The organism is Candidatus Bathyarchaeota archaeon (assembly GCA_029882535.1).
Taxonomy (GTDB): Archaea; Thermoproteota; Bathyarchaeia; order Bathyarchaeales; family SOJC01; genus JAOUKM01.
Genome location: JAOUKM010000004.1, coordinates 14,663 through 41,380 on the forward strand (window position 1 = coordinate 14,663; position 26,718 = coordinate 41,380).

A 26,718-nucleotide genomic window follows, 5' to 3' on the forward strand; every position below is an offset into this window, starting at 1 on the left:
AAGCTTAAGTTTTTTGTTGATAATGAAAATTAAATAATTATCACTTGTGCACCAAGATGTATTTCACCCAAAGCTACACAAAAAACACAAATACTAGACTTCGCATTTCACAATGAAAGAGCTGAAAACTATGCCTACAGAAATCGCGAACACAGAAAAGTTTATCCAACTAAGCGAACATGCAACTTACTGCGCCGTAAAAAGCCTTCCCAAAACCGTAAAGCTAAAACTTCGCACCCCAAAACTACTCTACACATTAAAGACCGACCCCACAAAGGCGGAAGAAATTATTAAAAAATTACGCTGCGAAATCCGAGAAATCTAATTCTGCGAAATAAGAAGTAAGTTACTGATTATCCGTTCATAACTCTTATCAGATTCAGAGTGTGAAGATGCAATAGTTTAGGTGAATCGCATGGTGGAACTTGAAAATGCGCAAAGCATTGCAGTTGATTTTGTAAAAGAGAAGAAAAACGTAAAGGATGTCACTGTGATCATAACGGAACAGAAAGACGGGGTGTGGATAGTTAAAGGAACATGCCCCGTAGACCTGTGTGGGCATCCATGGAGAGAAAGCTTCGAAGTAGAAATAGATCAAAAGGGCAAAATAAAGACTTCAAGTTTCAAGCTAATGTAAGCGAGTAATGGTACGAAAGATATCAGATATTAAACCACAGTAAAGCTATAAAGCTAGCAAGTAAACCGAATAATACAGAGAAAGGCAAACCCGGAAACATTCCTTTCTTCTCAACCATTTTAAAGGATAGAAACGAACCAAATAACACTCCACATGTTGCTGCAGCACAAGCTTTCCAGCCAAAACTCAAAAACACATGACTCACTAGCATTGAATAAAATGTTAAATCGCCAAGCCCCACATAAATTTTCTTAAAGGAAAAACTGGCGCCTGGTAAATGCTCTAAGCCTATTTCCGCAATCTTTCCAACGGGACCGTGGAACACAGCAATCACATCATAAACAGCTAATAACAACAAGATCAAAACCGCACTAAACGTGGGGATCGAGGCTCCCAACAATGTTCCAGTAGACCCTCCAATTACAAGAACGATAATCTCATAAAACCTGCCTTTTCCCAGAAAAACCTCCAGAACAACAAATGATGTTGCAAAAAAGGCTAAAAACAAAATCATCGCTGAAGGAACGTCTATGTTCATAATCACGAAAACAAGTTCAGAATAAAGTATTACGAGAAGAAATGTGAGAACAGAAAACGTAACGCCCATTAAAAAATGGATAAAACGATGCACACCAAACTTTAAAAGAAAATATATTATAGTGGCACCAAATCCTGCCGCAAGAACAAAAATTGTTGCGTTGAATAATGGACCATACCCTGTCTCGGGGAGCATTGTTACAGAGGTCAATTCTACTTTAGATTCTAAGATTAGAAACGCACACAAAATGCTAACAAGCAGGCTTGAAAGTATGGGAACGATATAGATGGGAGTCGCTCTAAACTTTTCTTCAGCCATGGCGTCTAGCCTACTTATTCACACATTCTAAAACTAGCGAATAACACTTTCCCTACAAAAAAAGGAAAGAAAAGAGAATTCCGTAGTAGCGCTGGAAAAAGCACTATTTTCTGATAATTAACGATTTCCCTCTCTTGATAATGACCGATTTTCCATTGTCCGTGCAAACCACTTCACTAGGACTTTTCAGAACTACCTTGTTTTTATTTGACACAAAAACTATGTCCATTGCCTTATATACCAGCTTAGAATCTTTAGCCACAAGAATGTCTAACTTGTCTGCTTCATTTAAAAATGCAAAGACAAAGCCATGGTCTTCGCCGAAACACCTATGGTTATGAACCCTTCCCCTTCCTAAAAACTGATCACACAGCTCTTCTGCTTTGGTTACAAATTTTTGTTCACTTTCATATCCGGTTTCTGTCAAGTCTTCTTTGTCTGCTGTACTGAGGTGTTGCTGTATTTCTTCTATATCTCCCAACATTAGAAAAGGTTCGATGATTTCTTTCTCGACGGGTCTGCCGATTGCACCTTCTTCAGTTTCGACCACCGTGTCAAGAAGTAGTTTACCATGTCCGTGGAATACGTAGCCTTTTCGTTGTTCGTTTAGCTTTATCGGAAGGACCAATGTGTCTTTGCTAATTTCTAAAATGCCTTTTCCTGTTCGCCACAATGTTATGTCTTCAGTTGCTTTTGAAACTGTGCTGTCTAGTTGATAGTTTTTCCATATCATTTGTGGTTCCTTCTTTCAAGAAATCTGGTGACACGTCGTGCCATTTTGTATGCAGTTCTACCTGGCATAGTGATGAGGTAGCGCCCCCTGACTTTTTCTTGAACCACCAGCCCTGCTTCTTCAAGCACGTTAAGGTGGCTTGAAAGTGTACTTGTGGTAATCTCTGAAAGCTGCTCTTGCAGCTCGTTAATGTATTTTCCGCCGCTCATAAGTTCATTTAATATTCCTAGTCTGTGTTCGTGACCCAGTGAACTCATGACTTTAGCCACTTTGTGAAAACTAACTTCAATTTCGTCCTCTTTTCTATACAGTTTTCTGTTTCTGAAGATTCGGACGCCTTGTGGACCGATGAATATGGATTTTTCAAGCTCGCCGTGTATACCTTCAGCGACGCCTTCCATGACATCTTCGACGTAGTCGTGTACACGGTTGCCTACATCTATGTATATGCCGCGGCTTCTTTTTTGTTTCCTTTCCACAATATCTCTGAGTTCTTCTTTTAGATTTGCAATTTCTTCTTTGAGTTCTTTCATTTCTTCTTTTAGGTCTTCAGACATTCGATTTTCACCATAATCTATTCGATATTCATCTATTTTAATTCTGAAAATATCTAATGCGAAACGGCAGATATAAGCTTTACTACAAGTATGCAGATTAGCGGCAAGCCTACCTTAGTCATTTGTTGCCTTCAAACAGTAAACCTGTCGCCTGCTTTTGGCGCTCTAGCCTTAAAACCTGCTTCTTTTTTCACCCGTTTAGCAAATCGTTCACAGTTTCCTTCAGCACCATGAACTGCAAATACCTTAGGGTTACCTTCTAAATTCTTCACAACCTCTCGAAGTTGACTGGCACCGCAATGTGAAGAGAAATCGAAATGTTCTACCTGAGCCTTAACTTTACGTACTTTGCCATCAATTACACACATTCCTTTTTCCAACAGTTCACGACCAGGTGTACCTGGTATTTGATAGCTTACAAGGAAAACGGCGTTGCTGGATTTCTTGCCTAACTTTGAAATATAAAAAGCGGCTGGCCCACCTTTTAACATGCCTGCTGGAGAAATAATTACGCTTGGCTTCTTGGCTGCAGTTCTGCGGTCTCGCCATCCATCTACCCACATAGCTCCGTGAACAGCGTCCATAAAGAGACGTGGATCACGCAGAAATTCTGTATTGTCCATCATTATGCGATTAACTGCGCGAGCCATACCGTCTATAGTTATTTGATATTCAAAATGATGCGCTGCGAGAATGCAAGCTATTTCTTGTGAGCGCCCGACGCCGAAAGCAGGAACTAATACTGTACCGCCCTTTTCCACAACATCAGTAACGTGAGCAACAAAATTCTTCTCCAATTCTAGCCGTTCAGTATGATCGTTGTTTGCATAGGTGGTTTCAATTATTATAACGTCAAGTTCTCCGTAGTTATTATCTGCCGATGATAAAAGACGAGTTTTAGAAGTGTTAAAGTCACCTGTGAAAAGAATACGCTTGCCTTCTGCTTCTATAAGAACTTGAGCGCTTCCAGGAATATGTCCAGCGTCGAGAAGCTGAAAACTTATGTCGCCCACAGTTTTCTTCTCTCCATAATCTGCATAGACAGAGTTATGCATCATATACTTTAATTCAAGATACTCAAAAGGAAGATAATAGCCCGAAAGATGAATAAAATCCTTAATCAGCAGTTGCGCCAACTCCAAAGTCAATCGAGTAGCATAGAGAGGCTTCTTATCTTGTATGTAAAAAATTGGTAGCGCTCCAGAGTGATCAAGATGACAGTGGCTTAATATAAGCGCATCAATGTCCTTAGGAGCAATATGCATGGGAAAACCCGGTTCGTGACCCATCATGATTCCGTAGTCTAGCAAAACTTGCGTTTTGTTGGCTTTTACCGCTATTGCGACTCTTCCAACTTCAAGGGTACCGCCAAGAAACCTAATTTCTAAAGTAAACTTCCTCACCTTCAATCTCTATTTACCAAGTTTGCTGCACGAGAATCGACAGCCTTAACGAAACCCTTTTGAATAGCGTCTAGAACGCTTTCAACAGTCAGCTGCGCATCGACCTCTGTGGATACTGTCCACAATTCTCTTACATTGTGAGCATCTGTTCCAGCAACGCTGGACACGCCTTTTGTTTTCGCCAATTTTTGAGCCAGCATATTTTCTTTAGGTGTAGCGGTAGGATTTAAGACTTCAATAGCATGGGCGTCGATATCCATGGCTAAGTCGCCGATGCCCCTGGAACGGTACGGATGGGGTATCACAATTACTCCGTTTTTTGTCTTTGCAAATTCAATAGCAGAGTTTAACGTCACTGGGTATTCTGGCTTTTCTTCAACTCCCAAAATAATTATGTCTCCCTTCTCGGTGCTTATTTCGATCCCGGGTAAAATCACTAAATCTTCATAAACACTGGCAAGTCTATGGACTTGGAAATAGCCTTCTAGAGTGTTATGGTCTGCGATTGCTACACCTTTAATCAAAGGGTGTGAATGCAATTGGTCTACGATGAGTTTAGGGCTAATTGTAGAGTCACCTGAAAAAACCGTGTGTAAATGCAAGTCCACTCGAAGCATGTTACTTTTTCTCTCAAACAACCAATTTTCTAAGGGTTTCAACAATATCGTTTAGAACGTCTTCGTTCAATGTCTCTTTTACACCTAAGACTGTTATTGATAAATCTTTTCTCTTGATGTGCTTGTAAGCCGCTGAAACTTTGCCTTTCCAAACCAAGTCTTCAACCAAGACTACCTTCTTGTAAGAAGATGCAGCAACATAGTTTTTAACCTGCCCAGCCACGTAATCTATGGTCTCAAGGTCCAACGGTGTTGCAATTTCGTGCTGAGATAAAGGATAAACTTCATCAAGCTCTAAAGGAATCACGCCAAAAGGTGCTGCATAAACACAAACGTGAAACAAAGCACGTTTTCCAAGTAGTCTCTGCTGAATATTTTTGAACAAAAATTTTACTTCTTTAGCCTTGTGAAAAGGCCTTTTCGAGAGTTTAGGCAGCAATAGAAGAATCTTAACCTCTTTTGGTGGCGAATATCTCTCTGCAAATAACTTCCTATAGCGTACAACTTCTGGTCGCATGAGTCCCAAATTGCTGAAAAAGAAGAGACCATGCCTCTTGGTTGTTGGACTGTGGCGCTCTATGTAATTCTCATATTTCTTAAGCCGTTTTACAGCTTGAAGCAAAGCAGGATGCGCATGGGCTCTTACCTTTAGGTATTCCCAGAGTCTGCCTTCGATAATGGCTTGTTTTATACGTTTTAGCTCTGCGAAACTTGAGTAGAGGTTGTGTTTTGCTAAAGCTTCTTGCCTCTCTTTCTGTGGCATGTGCATAACGTCTTTCGGATTGTTCTTTGTACAGATTGGACAGGAGCATGGGAAATATTGAAGCTCGTCGAGTCTGCTCGTGCCGTATTCTGTCATGTAGCGGTTTTGCCTTGCATAGATTGCGTAGGCAGCTGAATCGAACATGTCACATCCTAAAGCTACGGCCAAGGCAAACATGAAGGGGTGGCCTGCACCGAAAAGATGCAAAGGTCTTTGCGAAGGCATGTTCATCTTTGCTGTCATAATCATGTCAACTAACGTGTCAAAAAGATACTGCTCCATAATTGTGGTAGGGCTTCCCAAAGCATGAATTTGAAAGGGCAACTTTCCTACCTGTTTAGCTGAATACGCGACGAGGTTCAAATACTGTCCGCCTTGTATTGGAGCAACCCATAGAACATCACTTCGAGTTTTAATTTTTGCCAATTGCTTGGTGCGGTTTATTGTCTCGTCAACGGTGTGTTTTGCATAGGCTTTCGTTGTGTGCCAGCTTGTTGGTACGTCCAATATAGTAGCGATGTCTGTGGAAATTTGTTCTTGATATTGCACAATTTCTGCAGGAGTAACATCTACTTTTCCGTAGACGAGAATTTGATAGGCTCCAGAGTCAGTCATGACCACGCCGTCAAAATCAAGGAGCTTATGTACTTCCTTCTCTACGGCCTCTTCACCGCTTTGTTTCTTTAAAATATACGCGTTCGTTATCAACGCCTCGCAGTTAAATTCTTCATTCATAGTCTTTGGCGAGATTGGTTGAATAGCTGGGTTTATTACAGGAAGCAAAATGGGTGTTTCTATCGTTCCGCTTTTAGTTTTTATTTTCCCTAGCCTTGCAAGCATGTCTCTGTCACGTATTTCAAAGCTCATTTTGTTTCATCTGCCGAAACATGCTTTAATATCTCCACTATTATTTCTTTGTACTCGTTTAGGAGAAGCAAGAAGTATGGTCTGCGTCGTTTCTCTACGGGAAAAACCAAAGTTAAGAGATCCTGTCTTGATAGAAGGCTTACCTGGTATCGGATTCGTTGCCAACATAGCAGCGTTACATCTTATTCGGGAATTGAAGGCGAATCTTTTTGCTGAGATTCGCTGCTCTTCCTTCCAAGACTTCGCCGTAACTGCTGAAAAAGGACAAATGCACTATCCCATTAACGAGCTCTATTATTATAAGGGGAAAGAAGGGGAACGGGATCTTATCATTCTTTACGGAAACACTCAAGCATTGACTACAACAGGGCAATATGAGCTTTGTGGGCACATCCTTGACGTATCCAAAAAATTTGGCTGTCGCTTCGTGATAACTATGGGTGGTTTGAAAATAGTGCAAGAGGTTGATAAGCCGAAGCTTTACTTTGCTGCTACAGACAAGGAAACGGTGAGCGAATTGTTGGAGGTAGGCGCTGAAATTATTAGAGGCCAGATTTTCGGAGTTGCAGGTCTTCTGGTAGGAATTGGGAAACTAAGGGGTTTCCGTGGCTTTTGTTTGTTGGCTGAAACTTTGGGGCTTTATCCCGACAGTATAGCTACTCGTGAGGTTTTAAATGTAGTTTGTAAAATGCTGAATTTAGAGGTTAGTTTTGACACTTTAAATGATACTGTGGAAATTATGCGAAGCACTTTGGAAAACTTTGGTTTGCTCGAACGATCAATAAAAGAAAGAAGAAAAGAGGAATCGCAATTCCGCTGGTTTATCTAAGTCTTCATCTCGCTTAAAAACAGCCCATACACCTTCTGCACACGCTCAGCTGCAGGCCCAGTTCCCTCTACAACACCTTTCTCTGTGACTTTGATTTTCTCCATTACCCAGATGAAACCCTTATCCTCGTAAAGCCTAACCATAGTCGGAAACACTTTCTCTAAACGTTCCGCCAGAGCCTTCAAATCAAAGGGCTTTTCAACTGCAAATATCTTAGCTACGACGTTACCGTTTAACACAACTCTGTGCAATGTTTGACCCTTTTCGTCTTTTGCATCTGATAAGCAGAGGCTCATGTTGTCTGGATTTATTCCGACAAGTGTGCCACTATAGGATTTTCCGTTGAGGGTTGCTACTGTAACTCTTTTGTCAACCAAAGTCGCTATTTCACTGAAAAACCTTCTCTGTGCTGCTGACAACTTATTCTACCTTCTTAATTCTGTCGTGATATTATAACAGTACACCTTTTTAGGATTTTGATATTTCAGAACTCTTTTACAGTTTTTTGCGTTGTCCCTGTTCCTGTTTAAACATGATTATAGTGTTTGGAGGCACGTCTCGATATACGACGACATTAGGGCCTATCCAACAGTTGTTACCCACTTTCACTCCAGGCATAAACAAAGCGTTTATCCCAGTTTTGACGTCGTCACCAAGCACAACGCCGAGTTTTCTTCTTCCAGTGTCTAAAACTTTGTCTTTGACCTTCATTTTGACTGATCTGCCATCTAAGCGATAATTGGCAATCGTGGTTCCTGCGCCGAAGTTGCAGTTTTCGCCTATTATGCTGTCGCCTATATAGGATAGATGGCCGATGTGTGTTTTATCCATTATAATGCTGTTTTTTATTTCACATGCGTTTCCGATTCTTACTTTTTGGCCAATGCTAGTGTAAGGACGGATAAAGCAGTTGGGTCCTATGTCGCTGTCTTTGCCGATGAAGACAGGGCCTTCGATGTATGTCCCAGAACGGATTCTTGCGCCTTCCTCAATGGTTATGGGACTTATTAAGTGAGATGCATCCTCAATTTGCCCCTCCTTTTTTGGTTTTGTCTTTTCGAGAACCCATCGGTTAGCTTCAAACAAATCCCACAGCAGTCCCACATCAAACATTTCGCTGCTTGAAAGCTTAGCAGCAGCAATTTTGTGTCCTTCTTCTAAAAGTAATGAGAGCGAATCGGTTATTTCTAATTCTCCTCTTGGAGATTGTTCTGTGTGTTTGATTGCTTCGAAAATTTCTGTTGAAAGGACATAGATGCCTGCGTTCGCCAAGTTGGTTGGAGCTTCATCTCGGTGAGGTTTTTCTACAATAGCTTTGACAAAAGAATTCTCAAGTTCAACTATGCCATAGTGTTCAGGATTTTCAACAGAAACAACCGCCATTGTAGCCGCAGGTTTTTCTTTTCTATGTATTTTGAGAACTGCGTTTATTGCGTCTGAAGTTGTTAGCCAGTCGCCGTAGGTTAAGAGAAAGTCTTTTTTCATGAAGGGTTCTGCAAAACTTGTGGCATCAGCGGTGCCATTGAGCTGTTTCTGAACCGCATATTCGAACTTCATCCCGTATTTTGTTCCGTCTCCCAAATGATGTTGAAGGCGTTCCGCCATGTAATTAACGATGAAAACTACCTCGTTTATTCCTGCATTTTTGAGAGCAGTTAGTATGTGGTCTATTATTGGTTTTCCACCAACTGGGACAAGGTGTTTAGGACGTGTAAGTGTAAGTGGGTGAAGACGGGTTCCTTTCCCAGCGACTAAAATTACTGCTTTCATTTAACCTGTCTCCTTGACTAGTTTGTCAATTAGTTTTGCAGTTTTTTTCATAATTATTTCTGAAGTTTTTCTGGTTTCTGCTTCTACTGTTATTCGCATTAAAGGTTCTGTTCCAGAAGGTCTTACTAGAAGCCAACCTTGTTTCAAGGCTAAACGAAATCCGTCTATTTTCGATTGTTCTTTAACATCGGAAAAGATTGCAGGTAAGGCTTCATACACCTTTTCCAATACAATGGGTTTGACAGAATTTGAGCATGCAACATTCTGCCTCAACAGTGGATATTGAGGTACTTTGGAAACAAAAGAGGACAAGTTTTGGTTTGTTTCTTCTAGGGCTTTGAGGAGTAGGATTGATGAGAGGATGCCATCTGGGCAGTAATGGTAGTTTGGGTGTATCCATGCACCACAGGGTTCGCCTCCGAAGGTTGCGCTGTGTTTTTTTATGGCTTCTGTGATGTTTACGTCGCCCACTTTTGTTCTAACAATTTTCCCACCCTCAGCCTCAATCATTTTTTCGATGCACATTGAAGCTTCTACTTGTGTAACTATTGTCTTGTTTTTCCGCTGTTTTATCACATGAGCAGCGTAGGCGGCGAAAGTTTGGTCTAATGGTGTTATGCGTCCTTTTTCGTCTGTTGTTATCATTCTGTCTCCGTCTCCGTCATATGCTATTCCCAAGGCAGCCTCTAGTCTTCTTACCATGTTGCATAGTGGCTTGAGCGATTCTTCGTTGGGTTCGGAGTTTCTTCCTGGAAAGTGTCCGTTTGGCTGTGAATTAACGGCTATTAGGTTACAATTTAGCTCGCGAAATATTTGAGGTACAAGTTGGCTGGTGGCTCCGTTTCCGGAGTCTATGATTATTTTCCAAGGTTTTTTGAGTTTGACGTTTTTTGTTATCATTTCGATGTATTGTTGGGTTTCGTTTATTGTGATGGTTTTGCCTATGTTTTGCCATGTTGCGAGTTTGAATTGTTTTTTGGTTATTGTTTTTTCTATTTGGTTTTGTTGTTTTTGGTTGTAGGCTGTTGTGTCGGGGTTGTAGAGTTTTATGCCGTTGTATTCTGGAGGGTTGTGGCTGGCGGTTACCATCACTCCTGCGTCGGCTTTTGTTTGTTTTGTTAAGTATGCTAGAACAGGTGTTGGAATCGTGCCTTGTTGTAAAGCGGTGGCGGCGCAGGCGGTTATGCCGGCTGTTAATGCGTGTTGTAGCATGGGGGAGGTTGTGCGTGTATCTTGGGCTGTGAGTATTGTTTTTGCTTTTGTGTGGGTGGCTAGGGCTTGGCCGATTTGGAGGGCGAGTTGTGGTGTTATGGTTTTGTTGGCTTTGCCTCTTATGCCGCTTGTTCCGAAGAGTTTTGTCAAAGGGGTTTCCCTGTTTCTTTTGGTGTTTGTTGTGGTTGTTTATAGTGTTTGTGTGTGTGGCGCTTAGATTAGGCTCTATACTGTATACTCCAAATTGGCGGCTAGTAGATCCTAATTGTGGCGAGGAGTTTGTTTTTTCTGTGAAAAACCTCTGCTTGTATGCCTTTGGAATATGGGTCTTTTTTCGCATATATTTCTGAGTATTAGGGAAGTTTTCTTTTGGCTATGTAAAGTTATGTAAGAAGTTGATGATTGGCAAATAAGCCAAGTCAATCTTGTGTTTTGGAAAGAAGGATAATTGAATTTAGAATTCTCGGGAGTAATTAGTCGTTTGATGTTTGCCAAAGCTTTATGATTCAAATCTTCTTTGGTTTTCTTTTTATTTGTAAAAGTTTCTTTATGTCATTGGTATCGCTTGTTGTTAATAGTCTAATCCATAGCCAGCGTCCATCATGCAATTGTTCCGTGTCCCCTAGAAGTTTACGGATTTTGGAACTTAATTCATCTCGTATTAAAAGAGCTTTTTCGGATTCTTTCTTGCCAAGAACTATTAAAACTGTAAATCCGCCTTTCTCTGGGAAAAGCGAGCATAGAGTCTTTCTGCTTTTGCGGTAACGGATTGTCCATCCGTATTTTGTTCCATAAAATATTGTTTCAGGTATAAGACCATAATTGTCTTCAATGAACCGTCTTACCTCTAGCCAAGCTTCTTTTGCCTGTTCTCCTATGAACTTTACCATTTCCTGTTCGGTAGGCTTGGGTGCCTTGTCTGTCATCCGATGGAAATTTTGCCCCATATTCATCAATAGTACTCTTCTGTCATTTGACATCTAATTGTCTTTTGCCTCAGTACCTGTCTTTTTACTAAAAATCATTCGATTAAATTCCAAATGATCCCTAGTCCTTAAGATATTTTGCAACTTCAGGATTTTGTGCTCTTTATTCTTTTGGCTCTATCGTAGCTTTTCCGCATTTCTCACATTTAGAAAATATTTAGTTCAATGGATGCACATATTTGAAGACCTAATAGTAATCAGGATTGGCTGAAATCGTTTAAGACGGTTGCCATGAATTTACTTCCCTTTATGAAACCTTCTATGGTCAAGTTTTCGTTCGGAGCATGACCTTTCGCATCCGCGTGACTGCAGCCCGCAGAAACAACAGGACAACCTAGCCAGTTTCGAAACAAATGCATAGGTCCTGAAGCCGCACTGGTAGGATACACAACAGCCCTTTTTCCATAAATCTTCTCCGCCGCCTTAACGACAACATTCACAAACTTGTCTGTCACTGGAGTTTTTGTCGGTTCAGTCGAACCGTAGCGTATGGCTTCTATGTCTTTGAAGCCTCCTTTCTTCAAGTGCTCCCTAAGTTTTTCTAAAATTTTGTCAGGCATCTGGTTCGGCACAAGTCTAAAGTCAAGCTTCACCATAGCTTCCTTTGGCAAAACCGTTTTGGAACCTGGTCCAGTATACCCTGCGAGAAAACCGTTAATTGTACATGTGGGGCTGTAAAGCAGCGTTTTCTTGGCTTCTCTACCAGTTTTCTTGTGCAGAAACTCTTTCAAGCCCAAAGTTCTTTTCAGTTTTTCTTCTTCGAGGGGGATGTCGTCCAACAGTTGAAGCTCTTCTTTGGAGGGTGGTTCAACATTGTCGTAAAAGCCTTCGATTAATATCTCGTCTTCTTCATTCTTCAACGTGTTTAAAGCCCAAACGAGGCGCCACGCAGGATTTTGAACTAGTGGAGCGTTTGCAGAGTGAACATCCCTTGATGCGCCCTTGGTCCTCAGCTCCACCGACAAGACGCCTTTTAGACCCAGATAGATCTCAGGGCGCCCCTCATAGTTTGTTCCGCCAAACTCCCAAATCGTAGCATCATTAGAAAACAAGTCTTTATGCTGCTTAACAACAGGAGCAAAATGTGGACTGCCAATTTCCTCTTCACCTTCCACAACAAACTTCACATTCACAGGAACGTCGCCAACAGCCTTAAGAAAAGCCTCAACCACCTTTATTCTCGAAACAATGTTTCCCTTATTATCCGAGACGCCTCGACCATAAATTCTTCCCTCGTAAACCTTGCCGCTGAAAGCATCGAACTTCCATTCTTCCAAGGGTTCAGGCGGTTGAACGTCATAATGGTCATAGAACAGCAAGGTTTTCTTTGAGTTTTGCGACTTTAGCTCTCCGTAAACAACGGGGTTTCCATTCTTTTCAGGAATTACTTGAGTAGAAAACCCAACTTCACGCAGCATCTTCTCAACTATTTCTGCGCATTTCTGCATTCCTTCGCCTTTTGCAGAGATGCTGGGCTGTTTCACTAGCCTTGCCAATTCTTGAATGAAGTTTTGCGAGTGCTTGTCGATGTAGTCATAAACCCTTTTAATATTCACAAAAAATCACCGCGAATCTAAAGGTTTACCGTACTCTTCTTCAAAGAAAATTTCTGAAATTTCTCTTCTCGGCCTAGGTTGGGGTGTCTCGTCTGGTATGCCAATAGGTAACAGTGCAATTACACGCATTCCTTTAGGAATGTTGAGCAGATGCTTCACTTCCTCTTCGTTAAAGGCGCCTATCCAGCATGTGCCATAGCCTAGAGATGTAGCTGTCAGAGCCATGTGTTCCACGGCAATCATAGGATCCTTCGCGTACCATCTTTTCGATATGTCAGGATCGCTTATAGCGGTTACAATAGCGGCAGCATCTGCAAGGAATGTTTGATTGTTCGATGCCTTTGCCAGAGCCTTCTTTCTTTCCGCATCACACACCACCACGAAACGCCACGGCTGACGGTTAGCAGCAGAAGGTGCCAAACGAGCAGCTTCCAAAATCATCTTTAGTTTTTCATCGGGAATAGAATCGGATTTATATTTTCTGATGCTTCTCCGAGTTTTTATAGCTTCAAAAACGTCCAAAGTTTTTCCCTCTCTCTAAGAGTTCATACTTTTCTAAGGACTTATTATCTTTTGCCTATTTCACTGTTAAGCAAGAAGCTTTTAGTCAGAAAACCACATTAGACTTTTGGGGTAATAGAAGAATGGTTGAGGAAAAGGACGTTTTAGATTTTCTCAAAGACCATGACAATCAAGCTTCTCTTGACGAAGTTTCCAAAGAACTTCACATATCGAAGTATGGGCCAGATTCCGCCTATGCTATACTCCAGTCTTTGAAAGCTGAGGGAATGGTTGAAAGAAAAGGGGAGATGTGGACTCTAACAGCCGTTGCTGAGCCAGCAGTGTCTGAGGCAAAGCGGGAAGAGGCTGTGGCGGCCACTGTGGAAGAACGGAAGCCACAAGATGTAGATAAAATCGTTAAAGCGATGGCTAAGACATTGGCTAACGCCATGAAAGAGGCGAGAGAGCCAGCTGACGAGTGGAAGCTTGCTACAAAGCCCATGACAACCGAAATTGAACGCAAAGAAAAAAAGCTTAGCTCTCTAGTTTTGCGACCGAGCGCCGCCGAAGAGGCCAAAAAAACCCTAGTAGCCCTTCCCACAGGAACTTTCATTGATTACTTGTTTTTCACTCCCGAAGGAAAAACTTTGAATGGTCTACCTATTGTAGGTCAGTTCGCGCTTACCGGGTTGCCAGGCGCGGGCAAATCTATTCTTGTGGAGGAAATCGCTGTAAATGTTTCTTCTGTAGGAAAGAAGGTTCTCTACGCGACTGCTGAAGACACTTGGCAGAGTCCTACGCCCCGTTTTGACCTGCAGTCTCGCATTAAAGAGAAAGCTGATTTTTTGGGAAAAAACTGGAATAAAATTCAGGAGAACCTGTTTGTGCTAGATACTGTTATGTTTCCAGAGTTACTTGACTGGGACACGTTTGCAGAGACCTACCGCTACGTTGTAGAAAAGGAAAACATTGACTTAGCCATAATCGATTCCGTGACCGTTCTCGAATCTTATAGGGGTGCGTTGAAATATCGAGTCATGGAGTTGGCTAGACATAACCAGAAGAAAGGAGTTACATGTATTTACGTAAATCAGCGCGGCAAAGACTCTTGGGATTCTTATGAGATGGCGGGCGGTATTGGGCTTGCTCACAACCTTGACGGCACCATAATAGTAGACTATGGACGTGTCTACTGGCAGGATCAGCAAACAGAGTTGGAAGTGAAGAGAGGCGAATTTGTCAGAATAGCGCGAGTCTTGGACTGTCGAATGTGCAATTTTAAACGCGACAGAATCCGCATCGAAATCACAAAGGAAGGTCTAGTAAGACTTGTAGAGGATATAGAATCACAACCTTAACAATAAGATAGAGAAGATGAAGAGGAGACACTAAAAGACTCTGGCATTACGTATGGGTACTCTTCGCCGAACCTAATCAGAGTCTGATTTTGTTTTCTGTCATTATTTTCTTTGTCCGCAATATTAGAAATTTACTCAGTTGTTAATGGTGAATTGTTTAAAAATAGATGAAATTCGTGGAAAAATTTAAAAGAGAAGAAAAACCCACTATTTGTTGGGTTAGCTGAAGCGGCGTTGAAGATATGTTGCTGCCTGACCCCTAGATGCTGGAAAATTGAAATGGAAATGTCTAATTTCAAGCATGGAGTTTTGCTGTTGCTCTCTGTTGCTTTGCTTTTGAGTTTGTTTATGGTTTTTCCTAAGGCATTTGGACAAACTGTGGATGAATTTGGCGTGGTGGGAGTTAAACCTGGAGACTGGGTGAAATACAAAGTCACCCAACTTGGAGCGCCGACGATTTGGTATCCTGGCATGGAAGATGCTGTGTTGGTTAAGGTTGAAGTGTTGAACGTTTCTGGCACAAGGGTAACAATTCAACAGACTATACATGATGCCGATGGAAGCGAATTTGTCGGTTGTTATTATAGTGGTTCTTCGTGGGACTTACAGAATGACATCCTGTATGGTCATCTCTGTGCATATCGACGCTACATCATCGCTGCAAACTTTGAGCCTGGAGACAAAATAGGAGAATATTCAGTGTGGTATGAAGACATAAGAGAATTTGTTTACGTTGACCTTACACTGAATGATACGGATTTGAGAAGCTACGGTGAAGTAGAAAGAGAGGTAAACCGGCTTGAGTTCACGTGGCTTGCATATGAATACCCCTTTGTCAGAAATGATACCTTGGAAAAATGCTGGGATAAGGAAACAGGTTTCTTGCTAGAGGAAACTAGACAATCATATGTCATCGGCTATGAGAATCATCCATCGACGTTTAAACTGGAAATCGCAGATACAAACATGTGGGAGATGCAAAAGCCACAGCAACTGCTATGGCTGCTAGCAGCCATTCCAGTGGGTTTCATTATCGTGGCTATTGTAGCTGCAAAACGAAAAAATAACAGAAAGGAGAACACGATTGGCGAAGCATAAGTTTACATGGATCTACGTTGTTCTTCTGTTTCTGCCATTACTATTTCGTCTGATCGACCCTGTGAAAGCGGATAGAAACAGTTGGTCGGTGAATTGGCTCAATCATATAAATTACTACGATTCTCCTTTTAACATATCAACTACAACTGAGGTTTCAAGCGCGGATGATCACTGCACCACCATCACATAACACAGCAACACCCCACTTTTTCTATAAAATTACGTACAAACTTAAACCATTTTTATATAGGCTTACACATCCTCCTGCAGAAGGAAGCAGTATTAGATGACAATAACCATAGACGATGCAGGCATTGGAGACCTCCTTTTCGGAGTGGTCATAGGAGCCTACCGCGATGAGACCCAAGAGTTTAGATACGAAATCTTGGATGTCAAGTATTTCAGAACTCAACGATTCTGCCGAAAAGAGTATCTGAAGCAAGCCTCAAAAGTTGTGTTCCAACTATTGGGCAAACTCAAACTCAAGGCAGAGGAACCAATCCACATTTGCAAGGGCTACATCTTCGACGAGGCTGTCAAGGACTTAAGAAGAAGGTTTGGCGACGACCGAATTCGCAGAGTCAAAATAACGGGGAAACCACAACGCCTCACAGAAATGGCATACCTTGACGAAATAAGAAACTTGGGCTACGAGCCGCTGAAGGAGAGAGACGAGAAGAGGGCGAAGAGCTTCTTTCACATGATGAACTGGCTGAAGAAAAACCCAGACAAACTAAGATACGCCAAGACAGGTTGGCCACGCCTGTCTAGATACCGTCTATTTAAATCATACCATCATGCTCAATCAGGGAAAAACAGAAAATAGAACGTTTGAATCTCCAGAAGTCACTAGTTTTATCCAAATAGTAAATCACGTGTGTTTTCAGAGGTAGATTTGATTTTAATTTCCTATTATTAGAAACTTGGAAAAGCTATGTAGCATCAAAGGAACCATTGAATCCCAAAATTGTAAAAAATCTCGGAGGTTATAGGAATACTGTGTATCTTCTCCTACAGAGAACACTGTTCAACCACAAACTTTTAATGCGTATTCTCCTTTTTTGATGTTCTTTTAAGTGGTGGATTAAATGGTTAACCAGAGAATTGAAAAACTTGCAGAACTTTGCGTTCATTATAGTGTTGAAGTGAAACCCGAGGAGAAGGTGCTTATAAGAGGTAGCGCATTAGCATTCCCTCTGATTAGCAAGATATACAGAGAATGTTTGTTAAACGATGCATATCCACTAATCATTCCAAACCTTGATGTCGCGTACACTTTTTACAGATATGCAAAAGAACACCAGCTAAAATTTGTTTCACCCCTCGAAAAATTCAGAGTAAAAAACATGGATGTTCAAATAACCGTATGGTGCCAACCAAACCCTAAAGGATTAACAAACATAGACCCTTCAAAAATAAAGATTTACAGAGCCTCTAGAAGAGAACTTTCGGAAATCTTCAGTAAACGCGCTGCCGAGGGGAAACTCAAATGGACTCTTTTGCCTTATCCCATAAACGCTCAAGCACAAGAAGCTGCTATGTCGCTTGCGGAATACGAAGACTTCGTTTACGGCAGCTGTCTAGTTGACAAGGAAGACCCAATTGCGGAATGGACAAAAATACATGAAAAGCAGGAAAAAATCTGCGATTTCTTGAACCAAGTGAGCAGAATCCGAATAGTAGGCGAAGATACAGACTTAACCTTCAACTTAGAGGGTAGAAAATGGATAAATTCTGACGGAAAAAGAAACATGCCAAGTGGTGAAGTGTTCACTGCTCCTATTGAGAACTCAGCCAACGGTACAATTAGATTCACCTATCCAGGAATTTTTTCTAGCAGAGAAGTTGAAGACATAACACTTACATTTAAAGACGGAAATGTTGTGAAAGCTTCAGCCGCCAAAGGGGATGATCTGTTGCAGCAAATTTTGAAAATTGACGGAGCAGACCGCATTGGAGAAACCGCTATCGGAACAAATTACGGCATAACAAAATTCACAAAAAACATGCTTTTCGACGAAAAAATGGGAGGAACAATACATATAGCCCTTGGCAACTCCTATCCAGAGTCAGGAGGCTTAAACAAGTCGGCAATCCACTGGGACATCTTGAAAGACATGAAGAAGCGTGGAGAAATCTACGCAGATGGCAAACTATTCTACAAAGATGGAAAATTCCTAGTGTAACTCTCCCTTATCAACATTTTTGCCGAGCCGCTTTGCAGTTTTCATAGTTTCTATACATGCAAAACTCTCAGAATTTATAAAAAGAGAGAATTCCGATTTCGCCAGTAACCACTTTTCATCATCACAGTTGTGCTGTTCTAATCCTGCTCTATCATCATCTGAGAATAAAGAATCTCCCTGAGCGTAGCTAACCAAAAATAAGTCTACGCTTCTCATAATTCTAGCAAAGCACAATTTAGATGTCAGGTTTTTCACGTAAAATGTTTTCACTTTAACGAAGCCTTTAAAAATTCCTGGCAAGCATTCAATATGGCTTAAAGCTAAATTGTAGAATTACTATGAAAAACGAAGGCTAGATCAAGGCTTTCAGGCTAAAACAGGTCGTGTTGCACCTTTTCTACGAAAGATTAAGCTTTTTCAATCCCTTAAGAATCTCCGCAACTGCAACTTCAGGTGGCACGTCGATACTTTCACATTTAAACTCTACAAAGGGAATTTTGCCTTTGTAATACTCTAGAAGTGGCTGAGTTTGTCTTTCATAAACCTTCAGCCTTTCCATGATAACCTTCGGCGTATCATCAATCCGCTGATAAAGCTGTCCACGACATTTATCACAGATTCCTTCTTTCTTCGGCTTCAGAAACCGAATATTATACACTTCCCCACAGTTTTTGCAAATTCTTCGACTTGAAAGCCGTTCAATTATAATCCACTCGGGCACAACTAGGCGGACGATCGCGTCAATCTTCGTAAAATCGCTTAGAGCCTTTGCTTGTTCAATTGTTCGGGGATAGCCATCTAATATGAAGCCATTTTTGCAGTCGTCCTTGGCAAGTCTTTCGGTTAAAACTTCAATCACGATTTTGTCGGGGACAAGTTCCCCTTTGCTCATGTACTCTTTAACCTTTCTACTCAACGTTGTTTCTTCTTTCACTATGCTTCGGAAAATGTCACCTGTTGCTATGGCGGGTATGCCGAGTTTCGACTGCAACCGTGAGGCATATGTTCCTTTTCCTGAGCCGGGTGGTCCGAGAATTATGAGGTTCATTTCTTATATTTCCTTCCTGAGCGATTTGTGGTTTTAAAGAAGTTTACTGTTTGCTAATTAAGTATTACTGCAAGAACTACGTAGGCAAAAAAGTGAAGAGCACCAAAACAAACTTCTTATCCTACTTTTCCAGAAGTTTGGTGAAGGTGTCGTGGTGTTCTTCTTCGTCCTCTAAGATCCCTTAGAATAGTCTTCGTGTTGTTGTATCGTTCTCCTATTCTGCGACTTTTATGGTTTGTTTAGAGTGCGATTGCTTCTGCATGCTTCACTTCGGTAATAACTATGTTTTTAAAGATGGCTTCGACAGCAGCGCGTTTAATACTCACTGCCAGCACATGTTGCTACATGTATTGGATAAAAACTTGGATTTCTCTAGCTACAGCTCGATTCAGCAATTCTTTTAACTTTTCAGAAGCCATTTTCTACTTCAATTTAGAGTGAATAGATAGAGTGGGATAAAGACAACCGCTTAGTATAGTTTACGAGGTTTGCAAATTACAAGATAAAAACAAGAAAAGTTGACGGCTTTTCATTTTTTGTATACGTAAATGGTGTGTGATGGGTAGCCAAGCTTTGGATTTTCACAGAAGTTTTCTGTTTTAATGGGTCTCCACCCTAAAACCTCATAGTCGTGAGAAACGATCCGTGTACCTGGCTTCAACTCTTTCTCCAGTTTCGGCTTAACTTTATCGTTAGCGCTAGTTGTGAGATACAGAAACACAACGTTTGCCGGAGAAAGGTTAATTTTAAACATGTCGCTTTGAACAATGGTTACTCGGTCTTGGATGCCGAATTCATGAATGGTTGCTAAGGCTTTTTTAGCCAGATCTTCTCGCAGTTCAACGCCAACCGCTCTAGCTCCAAATTCTTGTGCCGCCATGATTACTGTTCGACCATCCCCAGAGCCTAAATCGTAGAAAGTTTCGCCAGGCCTCAAGGTTACAAGTTTTAACATGTGTCTGACAACTGGAAGAGGTGACGCAACGAAGGGAGCGATGAACACTTTATGAATCCCCCGTTTACGCTCTTTGTTATCCACTTGTCTTTTTTAAGGTTTATTGAAGCTTACTACGCTACATACGAGGTTTTCTTCTTCAGTCTAGGCCGTCTTGCCTCACCGCACTTCATACAGCTTTGCTGACAAAGCTCAAGATATTTCTCCTCGTCCTCTTTTACGACTTCAGCCGCTTGACGGCAAAGCTCACTTTGTTCAATGCATCCTGATTCTTTGCATAATTTTGAGACGAAACTGCAACATTGCTCCACATCTTCTGGACTAAGAGCAACACGATTTGTCCGTACAAGTAAGCAAAGTTCTCTTGCTAAGACGCAAGTTCGAACGTATTTGAATCTTTTTAAGGTTTTTTCTCTTAGTTTTTGTCTACTTAATTCCAAACGTCTCTACTCCGCAGAGATGTGTCTTAACTCTGAAATGGCGTAATTTATAGTTTTAGAAGATTCAATAGCTATAGCTAATCTATCTTCTAGTAGGTGGACAAAGTGTTTACAGTCACTTATAAACTTGGACAGTAAGGCTTGTAGTTCTCTCAGCTAGTCTGCCCAGAACCTTCTTTTTAACGCTTTACGCTCAGCTTCAATCACCAATTCAAAGAAATGATCGGTAGGCGTTTTTTCTTTTTTGAGGACGCTCTGAATGTCATCTGTTTTCACTCTTCGAGCAGAAAGAGCTATTGCCGCGGTTTTTCCATAGCTCGAAATCAGCTGCGCGTTTTTAACTGCTTGCTGATGCATTTTTCGTTCAGCTTTAGTCAATCGTTCTCCTTTCTTTTCCACTAGAGACATCACATAGTTTTCCTCTCTTCTGAGCAGCCCTAAGGCATTAGAGCCACACTGTGGACAAGCTGGGTTGTCGGGCAGGTCTTTGATGCGTATCATTTCAAGATAGTCCCAGCAGTTTGTGCAGACAAAACTTCGAACTTCGTTTAGCAGTCTCGCTTTTGCCGATTCGACAAGAATGAGCCGCATTCTTTCTGGCGGAATTAGGTCTGTTTTCATGCTGACACGTTCTATGCCGACTCTTGCAATTGGAGTCGCCGCTCCCTGAGTCTCAACTTTAACAATTGTCACTTCGTTCTTTCGAAGTTCGTCTATCACTCGAAGAAGCCTTTCCAAGTCTAAATCTTTAGTAAATGTTTCCTTAAGTGCTTCATCGTAGATTGCAGTGCCTTCGAAACTTTTCAACAGGCGCTTGAGACTAATACTGCTAAAGTCTGCCCACTTCTTCAAAGCCCCGAATCTTCTTGCCACATGAATCATTCGACGCTTGAAAATTCCTGTTTTCACTGTAGCTCTTGTTAAGGCGTCACGTATCACCGTGTCTGATGTCTGCTTGAGTTCGTTGAACAAGGCTATTATGCTGCTTGCATTTGTTGTTCCCATTGTTCGAACGAAAATGCGGTAGGGGTCGTGTTGAACGACAACTGTGTAGCCAGTTCGCTCTGACAAATAGTGACCCAGCAGCTGAGCTAATGCACGGTTAGTCAAAGAGCCGAAGTTTGCATGAATGATTACCAAGTCTTGCCAGTCCTCAACAGTCATACGCTTACCTGTAGGGACAGGATAATCCTTTTTCACCTGTTCAAACGTTCCCTGCAACGCTCGTGACACTGTGTCTTCGTCTGCAGGATATCTCTTAGCTAGTTTTGTGACAATTTGGTCAATTGTTTTCCCTTTCTTCATTTGCTGTTCGACAAATCCTCTAATCTGTCCTACTTCCTGAGATACTTCAAAAGGCACTGGAATTTGTTCTCCTATCCAACTTGGGATAGCTCCTGTGGGGTCGTCAACGGATTTTACGTATATTTTATCACCGTAGATGTGAAGAATCTTCCATGGGCTTCCTCGGATGATGAATTTGACGCCTAGTTTTCCGTATTCGGCTGTGAAGGCTTCGTCTAAGACTCCTATCGCGGTGTTTGATGCTTCGTCGATGACTAGGTAATGTTTCTCTGCAGGTATCATGGACAGGTTGTCAAAGTAGTATTCGTATAACGCCTTGCTTCTACGGGGTTTGAGGGCGGTAAGGTCTTCGAAGGAGACCCAAGCGATTCGTGGAAAACGTGTATGCATGTATGTTAGAATCTTCTGCACGTCTTCCATCGTAAGGTCAGCGTAAGGGTAGGCTTTCTTGAAGAGTCCCACAATGTCACCGAAAAAAAGGCGTCTTCTTTTCATTAACAATCCAGCGATTTGGTGGGCAAGAGCATCATAAGGCTTCTGTGGAATAACCACGGGTTCAAGCTCCTTACGATAAGCCATACGACCGATAGCCATAGCCTCCAAAGTGTCGTCAGAATCCATAGTGATTATTACTCCCTTAGCTATGCGTCCCACTCTGTGGCCGCTTCTGCCTACGCGTTGAATCAGCCGCGTAACTTGTCTAGGACTCATGTATTGGACGACGAGGTCTATTCTACCTATGTCAATGCCTAGTTCCAGCGAGCTTGTGCAGACAAGCCCTTTTAACTCGCCGTTCTTCAATCCCCTTTCCGCGGCTATTCTTGAAGGTTTAGCTAGCGAGCCGTGGTGAATTGAAACTGGGAAGTCTATGTCCCATATTTTGAAGCGGCTAGCTAGCACCTCAGAGATTGTACGAGTGTTTGTGAAAAGCAACACTGATCTGTGCTTCTCAATGTAGTCACGTATGATTCGAAGCCTAACTGCAACCTCTGGATGAGTGTAGAGGGATGAAGCAAGCTTATAGTCTTGAGGAGTTGGCTTTGGAAAAACTATTTTTAACTGCATTTCTCGTGCAACAGGCACCTTCACTATCACTACTGGCCTTCCGTTGCCTACCAAAAACTGGGCTACTTTTTCTGGACTACCTATCGTGGCGGAGAGACCTATCATCTGAAACTCGTTGTTAGCAATGGTTCGCAGCCTTTCCAAGGCGAGTGAGAGTTGGCTGCCACGTTTGCTGTCCGCCATTTCATGAACTTCGTCGACGACCACCCATCTTACGTGTCGTAAATGTTGACGCAGCACCCACCCGGTTAATATGGCTTGCAGCGTTTCAGGTGTCGTTATTAAAACGTCAGGAGGGCTCCGCGACTGTCTGGTTCTCTCTTTGGTGTCAGTATCTCCATGCCGCACCGCCAGTTTGATGTCTAAATTGTTACACCACCACTGTAAACGCCCTAACAAGTCACGGTTCAAAGCACGCAAAGGTGTAACATACAAAACCTTAATTCCAAGTCGACGGTCGGGCATTTGAATGAGCATGTTTAAGATGGGAAAGATTGCTGACTCTGTCTTACCCGTTGCTGTAGGGGAGATGAGTAGAACGTTCTTGCCTTCAAGAATCTTAGGTATAGTCTTTTCTTGAGGTTCTGTTGGGGTTTGGAATCCTCTCTGCTCAACAAGCCTTCGAATGGGCTTTACAAACTGGGTGAAAACGTTTTCGGATTCGTCTTTCAAGAATGCTCTGGGACTCCAAACGCAGAAAAATAGGGAGAACGCTTCTCTAAAAGTCTTTCTAGTATCAAGAATCTTTTGTGTGGTTTGTTGGAGACAAAGGAAAGTCATGTAGTTTTAGTAACGGTTAATTCTTTTCATGGAGGCGTACATAATTGAAGTTGTCTATCTCCATTTGAACACTTTTCGATTATAGAAAACCTCGGGTAGTATTAGGAAGCCTGACATAGCAGTCACTACAACAAGGGCCCATTCAAGTGGATCATCCATCACCACAGTCCCAAATAGTCCAATGAATGGCACAAGAATTGTCAAGACTGCTGAACCTATGACGGCAATTAGCAAGAACTTATTTGAAAGGAACCCTACTTTGAAAGCGTTGTGTTTCTCAGATCGACAATTCCATACGACAAATAATTCTTGCAATGTCGCCCGTGTAAACGCCATAGTTCTAGCCTGTGCCAACTTTAGCTCTGTCAAAGGTCCAGGAAGCATATAGTATTGCCAGTAGAATAAACCTCCAGTTAAGAGGAATTGCAGTGTAAAAGTGGCAATTATCGAGGCCAGTCTTCCATGTAACACTCCTTGTTTTGGATCTCGTGGGGGTCTTTGCATCACGTCTTTCTCTGGAGGATCCATCGTTAGTGCAAGGGCTGGCCCTCCATCGGTAACTAGGTTTAGCCATAGAATCATACCTGCAGTTAGAGGAAGCTCCAAGCCTAGCAATGCAAAGGTTCCAATAAGCGCCAGTTCGTCGAAGTTGCATCTTAGTAAGAAAAAGGAGAATTTTCTTATGTTATCATAAATTGCACGCCCTCCTTCTACAGCGCTAACAATTGTGGCGAAGTTATCATCTGCAAGCACCATGTCTGCCGCTTCTTTGGTTACATCTGTGCCTGTTATGCCCATAGCAACGCCGATGTCTGCCTGTTTTAGCGCTGGGGCATCGTTGACACCGTCTCCAGTCATGGCGACGATTTCCCCTTTCTTCTTCAAGGCTTTTACTATTCGAAGCTTATGTTCAGGAGCAACTCTTGCGTAGACTCTTACGTCTTTAACAACCTTTTCAAAGTCTTCATCACTCATAGCATCTAGCTTAGTGCCTGTTAAAACCATATCATGAGGGTTGCCCTTGGTTATGCCTATTTCTTTGGCCACTGCCACAGCGGTGAGCTTGTGGTCACCAGTTATCATAACGGTCCTTATGCCTGCTTGTTGACACAATTTGTTAGCTTCTTTAGCTTCTTCCCTCGGGGGGTCAATCATTCCCACCAAGCCGACAAAAACTAGGTCGCTTTCTATACGCTTATTGGTCTCTTCCGCTTTACTAAGTTCGCGAAAGTCTTCAAGCTCGACGTCAGTTAATTCTTTAAAAGCCACTCCAAGCACACGGAGCGCATCGCCCGCCATTTGCTCGTTTGTTTTTAAAATCTTCTGTTTTTCTCTTTTGGTTAGTTTTTTTGGTTCTCCGTTTTTGAAGATTTTTGTGCAGTGGTCTAGAATAACTTCAGGGGCGCCTTTCATGAAAGCCAACAATTTCTCTTCAGACATTTTGTGAACGGTTGTCATCCGTTTCCTTTCTGAAGTAAAGGGAATTTCATGCACACGCGGATATTTTTTCTCTAGCTTGTCTTTTGTCATTCCCGCTTTTGTCGCTGCGACGATTAACGCCCCTTCCGTTGTGTCACCAAGTATTTTTTCTCCGTCCTCCGCAGCTTTGGTGCAGACTGCACTGGCGCCCAATAACAAATTCAGGTTTGCGTTTTCCTTTGCATCCATAGGTTTGTTTTTCAGCATAAATTGTCCCTTTGCCTCGTAGCCAACGCCGGTAACTTCAATGATTTTGTCGTTGGTGAAAATTTTACGGACGGTCATTTCACCTCTGGTTAGTGTTCCAGTTTTGTCGGAGCAAATGACTGTGGTGGCGCCTAAAGTTTCTGCAGATGCAAGTCGTCTAATTATTGCGTTGCGTTTTGCTAGTTCGCGGGCTCCTAAGGCTAGTGAAATTGTTACTACTGCGGGGAGTCCTTCTGGAACGGCTGACACTGCCAACGCAATTGCTGTTATGAAGTTCTCTACTAGTGTTCCAGGTCTCGCGGGGTCTAACATTTCTAGAACGAAAATTGCGACACATGCAAATACAATGATTATTCCTAACTTCTTTGCGAAGTTTTCCAATTTGAGCTTTAAAGGCGTTTCCTCTGCTTCAACAGATTGCACCATTTCAGCAATTTTTCCAAACTCAGTTTCCATACCTGTAGATGTTACTACAGCCTTCCCTCGGCCGTATGTTACATAAGTCGCCGTAAATATCATGTTTTTTCTATCGGCTACAGGCGCATTTTCCTCAATGGTGCTAATTCTTTTCTCTACCTGTGTAGACTCGCCAGTTAAAACAGCTTCGTCGGTTCTCAGCTCTACAACTTCAACTAGTCTGCTGTCTGCGGGAACGCGGTCCCCAGACTCTAAAAGCAAAATGTCCCCAGGCACAACTTCTTTTGCGGGAACCATTACTTCTTTTCCATTTCTCATTAATCGGGCTTTTGGGGCAGTGAGTTTTCTCATGGCGTCCATTGCTTTTTCAGAGCGGTATTCTTGGACGAAGCCGACAACTGCGTTGAGAACTACTATGGCGGCTATCGTTATGGCATCGGTGGCCTCTCCAACAGCAAGGGAGATAGCTGTTGCGATTAACAGCATAATCACGAAAATGTCTTTGAATTGGTTTAGAAAGATCTGGAATGCAGTGGTTCTTTTTGTCTCTTTGAGTTCGTTGAGTCCATACTTCTCTAAACGTTGCTTTACCTCTTCTTCTTTTAAACCAAGAGGGTCTGTTTGCAACTCCTCAAGTACTATCTCAATTGACTTAGAATGCCACGCTTTACTCATCGTTATACGCGCCTGTAACAGATTGTAGCTTTAACAGGATTTCTCCTTAAAGGATTTTTCTGTCACAATCCTCCCATCAAGAACCCTTTTCTGCGAGCAACATTACGTCTTGTGTTCGGAATTGATGGAAAATCTTTTATGTATTATCATAACAAACCATAATACATTGTTATGGAGGAAAAGTCATGTCTAAATGTCCAAATTGCGGCGCTGACGGAAAGTTCAGAAAGAAATGGAAAATGGCTGGTCGACCAGACAAACAGGGCAAGAGAATGCAACTTGAAATCGGCTTATACGACTGTCCAAAATGCGATAAAGCATTTCGTGTTGTTCTAGGTAAGAAGAAAATTTAAACCGGCAATTCAAGCTGAAAATCACTTCAAAAGCCGAAATCTCCGCGATCTAGACTCTAAGCTCC

The 26,718-nt window shown here is 42.1% G+C and carries 26 protein-coding genes and 1 pseudogene; 8 read left to right on the plus strand and 19 right to left on the minus strand.

The window, feature by feature from the left end; genetic code table 11:
* Positions 1 to 112 precede the first annotated feature (112 nt).
* Together OEX01_02285 and OEX01_02290 are read left to right on the plus strand one after the other, a co-directional pair.
* Positions 113 to 325, plus strand: coding sequence for a hypothetical protein (locus OEX01_02285; protein MDH5447817.1), 213 nt, complete (start codon positions 113 to 115; stop codon positions 323 to 325).
* Between the two features lie 90 nt (positions 326 to 415).
* A complete protein-coding gene (locus tag OEX01_02290) occupies positions 416 to 637 on the plus strand; it encodes a hypothetical protein (GenBank protein ID MDH5447818.1) in 222 nt (73 codons plus the stop codon).
* A 22-nt stretch (positions 638 to 659) separates the two neighbouring features.
* Here OEX01_02290 and OEX01_02295 read toward each other — a convergent pair whose 3' ends face one another.
* From OEX01_02295 to tgtA, 6 genes are all read right to left on the minus strand, one after another.
* Positions 660 to 1,493, minus strand: coding sequence for a presenilin (locus OEX01_02295; protein ID MDH5447819.1), 834 nt, complete (start codon positions 1,491 to 1,493; stop codon positions 660 to 662).
* A 103-nt stretch (positions 1,494 to 1,596) separates the two neighbouring features.
* On the minus strand, positions 1,597 to 2,226 hold the full coding sequence (locus OEX01_02300; protein ID MDH5447820.1) for a hypothetical protein: 630 nt from the start codon (positions 2,224 to 2,226) through the stop codon (positions 1,597 to 1,599).
* Positions 2,223 to 2,783 carry a helix-turn-helix domain-containing protein gene (locus OEX01_02305; GenBank protein ID MDH5447821.1) on the minus strand — a complete coding sequence of 187 codons (561 nt, stop codon included), beginning with the start codon at positions 2,781 to 2,783 and terminating at the stop codon, positions 2,223 to 2,225. Before OEX01_02305 ends, OEX01_02300 begins: the two co-directional genes overlap by 4 nt.
* A gap of 131 nt (positions 2,784 to 2,914) precedes the next feature.
* Complete coding sequence (locus tag OEX01_02310; protein ID MDH5447822.1) at positions 2,915 to 4,186, minus strand: MBL fold metallo-hydrolase; 1,272 nt, start codon at positions 4,184 to 4,186, stop codon at positions 2,915 to 2,917.
* 2 nt (positions 4,187 to 4,188) lie between these two features.
* Complete coding sequence (locus OEX01_02315) at positions 4,189 to 4,824, minus strand: PHP domain-containing protein (GenBank protein ID MDH5447823.1); 636 nt, start codon at positions 4,822 to 4,824, stop codon at positions 4,189 to 4,191.
* Complete coding sequence (tgtA, locus tag OEX01_02320; GenBank protein MDH5447824.1) at positions 4,817 to 6,433, minus strand: tRNA guanosine(15) transglycosylase TgtA; 1,617 nt, start codon at positions 6,431 to 6,433, stop codon at positions 4,817 to 4,819. Before tgtA ends, OEX01_02315 begins: the two co-directional genes overlap by 8 nt.
* A gap of 76 nt (positions 6,434 to 6,509) precedes the next feature.
* On the opposite strand from tgtA, the gene OEX01_02325 reads away from it, so the two are divergent.
* Positions 6,510 to 7,262 (plus strand): proteasome assembly chaperone family protein, encoded by a 753-nt coding sequence (locus OEX01_02325; protein MDH5447825.1) that lies wholly within the window; start codon positions 6,510 to 6,512, stop codon positions 7,260 to 7,262.
* On the opposite strand, the gene OEX01_02330 is transcribed toward OEX01_02325, so the two are convergent.
* The 6 genes from OEX01_02330 to OEX01_02355 all read right to left on the minus strand — a co-directional run bounded on the left by OEX01_02330 (position 7,259) and on the right by OEX01_02355 (position 13,308).
* Entirely contained in the window at positions 7,259 to 7,681 is a 423-nt protein-coding gene (locus OEX01_02330; GenBank protein MDH5447826.1) for an Lsm family RNA-binding protein, read from the minus strand. The genes OEX01_02325 and OEX01_02330 overlap by 4 nt on opposite strands.
* 76 nt (positions 7,682 to 7,757) lie before the next feature.
* Positions 7,758 to 9,032, minus strand: coding sequence for a sugar phosphate nucleotidyltransferase (locus OEX01_02335; GenBank protein MDH5447827.1), 1,275 nt, complete (start codon positions 9,030 to 9,032; stop codon positions 7,758 to 7,760).
* A complete protein-coding gene (glmM, locus tag OEX01_02340; GenBank protein ID MDH5447828.1) occupies positions 9,033 to 10,394 on the minus strand; it encodes a phosphoglucosamine mutase in 1,362 nt (453 codons plus the stop codon).
* Positions 10,395 to 10,750: 356 nt separating this feature from the next.
* On the minus strand, positions 10,751 to 11,224 hold the full coding sequence (locus tag OEX01_02345) for a DUF3788 domain-containing protein (protein MDH5447829.1): 474 nt from the start codon (positions 11,222 to 11,224) through the stop codon (positions 10,751 to 10,753).
* Positions 11,225 to 11,427: 203 nt separating this feature from the next.
* A complete protein-coding gene (locus tag OEX01_02350; protein MDH5447830.1) occupies positions 11,428 to 12,786 on the minus strand; it encodes a M20/M25/M40 family metallo-hydrolase in 1,359 nt (452 codons plus the stop codon).
* 6 nt (positions 12,787 to 12,792) lie between these two features.
* Positions 12,793 to 13,308 carry a nitroreductase family protein gene (locus OEX01_02355; GenBank protein ID MDH5447831.1) on the minus strand — a complete coding sequence of 172 codons (516 nt, stop codon included), beginning with the start codon at positions 13,306 to 13,308 and terminating at the stop codon, positions 12,793 to 12,795.
* Positions 13,309 to 13,430: 122 nt separating this feature from the next.
* On the opposite strand from OEX01_02355, the gene OEX01_02360 reads away from it, so the two are divergent.
* The 4 genes from OEX01_02360 (at position 13,431) to OEX01_02375 (ending at position 17,929) form a co-directional block, all read left to right on the plus strand.
* Positions 13,431 to 14,645, plus strand: a complete 1,215-nt coding sequence (locus OEX01_02360; protein MDH5447832.1) for a hypothetical protein — start codon at positions 13,431 to 13,433, stop codon at positions 14,643 to 14,645.
* A 285-nt stretch (positions 14,646 to 14,930) separates the two neighbouring features.
* On the plus strand, positions 14,931 to 15,743 hold the full coding sequence (locus OEX01_02365) for a hypothetical protein (GenBank protein ID MDH5447833.1): 813 nt from the start codon (positions 14,931 to 14,933) through the stop codon (positions 15,741 to 15,743).
* Between the two features lie 286 nt (positions 15,744 to 16,029).
* A complete protein-coding gene (locus tag OEX01_02370) occupies positions 16,030 to 16,569 on the plus strand; it encodes a hypothetical protein (GenBank protein ID MDH5447834.1) in 540 nt (179 codons plus the stop codon).
* Positions 16,570 to 16,831: 262 nt separating this feature from the next.
* A complete protein-coding gene (locus OEX01_02375; GenBank protein ID MDH5447835.1) occupies positions 16,832 to 17,929 on the plus strand; it encodes an aminopeptidase in 1,098 nt (365 codons plus the stop codon).
* Here the strand turns inward: OEX01_02375 and OEX01_02380 are convergent.
* The 7 genes and pseudogenes from OEX01_02380 to OEX01_02410 form a co-directional block, all read right to left on the minus strand.
* Positions 17,921 to 18,145: a hypothetical protein gene (locus tag OEX01_02380; protein MDH5447836.1), complete on the minus strand. Its 225-nt coding sequence runs from the start codon at positions 18,143 to 18,145 to the stop codon at positions 17,921 to 17,923. The genes OEX01_02375 and OEX01_02380 overlap by 9 nt on opposite strands.
* 181 nt (positions 18,146 to 18,326) lie before the next feature.
* A complete protein-coding gene (locus OEX01_02385) occupies positions 18,327 to 18,977 on the minus strand; it encodes an adenylate kinase (GenBank protein MDH5447837.1) in 651 nt (216 codons plus the stop codon).
* 181 nt (positions 18,978 to 19,158) lie between these two features.
* Positions 19,159 to 19,396: pseudogene (locus tag OEX01_02390) on the minus strand (ferritin-like domain-containing protein).
* A gap of 110 nt (positions 19,397 to 19,506) precedes the next feature.
* On the minus strand, positions 19,507 to 20,016 hold the full coding sequence (locus OEX01_02395; GenBank protein MDH5447838.1) for a class I SAM-dependent methyltransferase: 510 nt from the start codon (positions 20,014 to 20,016) through the stop codon (positions 19,507 to 19,509).
* 29 nt (positions 20,017 to 20,045) lie between these two features.
* Positions 20,046 to 20,372, minus strand: a complete 327-nt coding sequence (locus tag OEX01_02400; protein MDH5447839.1) for a hypothetical protein — start codon at positions 20,370 to 20,372, stop codon at positions 20,046 to 20,048.
* 156 nt (positions 20,373 to 20,528) lie between these two features.
* A complete protein-coding gene (locus tag OEX01_02405; GenBank protein ID MDH5447840.1) occupies positions 20,529 to 23,414 on the minus strand; it encodes a DEAD/DEAH box helicase in 2,886 nt (961 codons plus the stop codon).
* A gap of 162 nt (positions 23,415 to 23,576) precedes the next feature.
* Positions 23,577 to 26,300: a cation-translocating P-type ATPase gene (locus tag OEX01_02410; protein ID MDH5447841.1), complete on the minus strand. Its 2,724-nt coding sequence runs from the start codon at positions 26,298 to 26,300 to the stop codon at positions 23,577 to 23,579.
* Between the two features lie 185 nt (positions 26,301 to 26,485).
* Between OEX01_02410 and OEX01_02415 the strand changes: the two genes are divergently transcribed.
* Positions 26,486 to 26,653: a hypothetical protein gene (locus tag OEX01_02415; GenBank protein MDH5447842.1), complete on the plus strand. Its 168-nt coding sequence runs from the start codon at positions 26,486 to 26,488 to the stop codon at positions 26,651 to 26,653.
* Positions 26,654 to 26,718: the final 65 nt, after the last annotated feature.

Excerpts from the sequence above, each read along its gene's own strand:
- OEX01_02370 (MDH5447834.1), top strand. The coding sequence starts at position 16,030 with ATGACAATAACCATAGACGATGCAGGCATTGGAGACCTCCTTTTCGGA.
- OEX01_02335 (MDH5447827.1), bottom strand. The coding sequence starts at position 9,032 with ATGAAAGCAGTAATTTTAGTCGCTGGGAAAGGAACCCGTCTTCACCCA.
- OEX01_02410 (MDH5447841.1), bottom strand. The coding sequence starts at position 26,300 with ATGAGTAAAGCGTGGCATTCTAAGTCAATTGAGATAGTACTTGAGGAG.
- OEX01_02415 (MDH5447842.1), top strand. The coding sequence starts at position 26,486 with ATGTCTAAATGTCCAAATTGCGGCGCTGACGGAAAGTTCAGAAAGAAA.
- OEX01_02380 (MDH5447836.1), bottom strand. The coding sequence starts at position 18,145 with ATGAGAAGCGTAGACTTATTTTTGGTTAGCTACGCTCAGGGAGATTCT.
- OEX01_02325 (MDH5447825.1), top strand. The coding sequence starts at position 6,510 with ATGGTCTGCGTCGTTTCTCTACGGGAAAAACCAAAGTTAAGAGATCCT.
- OEX01_02365 (MDH5447833.1), top strand. The coding sequence starts at position 14,931 with ATGTCTAATTTCAAGCATGGAGTTTTGCTGTTGCTCTCTGTTGCTTTG.
- OEX01_02360 (MDH5447832.1), top strand. The coding sequence starts at position 13,431 with ATGGTTGAGGAAAAGGACGTTTTAGATTTTCTCAAAGACCATGACAAT.
- OEX01_02345 (MDH5447829.1), bottom strand. The coding sequence starts at position 11,224 with ATGTCAAATGACAGAAGAGTACTATTGATGAATATGGGGCAAAATTTC.
- OEX01_02305 (MDH5447821.1), bottom strand. The coding sequence starts at position 2,783 with ATGTCTGAAGACCTAAAAGAAGAAATGAAAGAACTCAAAGAAGAAATT.
- OEX01_02385 (MDH5447837.1), bottom strand. The coding sequence starts at position 18,977 with ATGAACCTCATAATTCTCGGACCACCCGGCTCAGGAAAAGGAACATAT.
- OEX01_02300 (MDH5447820.1), bottom strand. The coding sequence starts at position 2,226 with ATGATATGGAAAAACTATCAACTAGACAGCACAGTTTCAAAAGCAACT.
- tgtA (MDH5447824.1), bottom strand. The coding sequence starts at position 6,433 with ATGAGCTTTGAAATACGTGACAGAGACATGCTTGCAAGGCTAGGGAAA.
- OEX01_02295 (MDH5447819.1), bottom strand. The coding sequence starts at position 1,493 with ATGGCTGAAGAAAAGTTTAGAGCGACTCCCATCTATATCGTTCCCATA.
- OEX01_02375 (MDH5447835.1), top strand. The coding sequence starts at position 16,832 with ATGGTTAACCAGAGAATTGAAAAACTTGCAGAACTTTGCGTTCATTAT.
- OEX01_02285 (MDH5447817.1), top strand. The coding sequence starts at position 113 with ATGAAAGAGCTGAAAACTATGCCTACAGAAATCGCGAACACAGAAAAG.
- OEX01_02290 (MDH5447818.1), top strand. The coding sequence starts at position 416 with ATGGTGGAACTTGAAAATGCGCAAAGCATTGCAGTTGATTTTGTAAAA.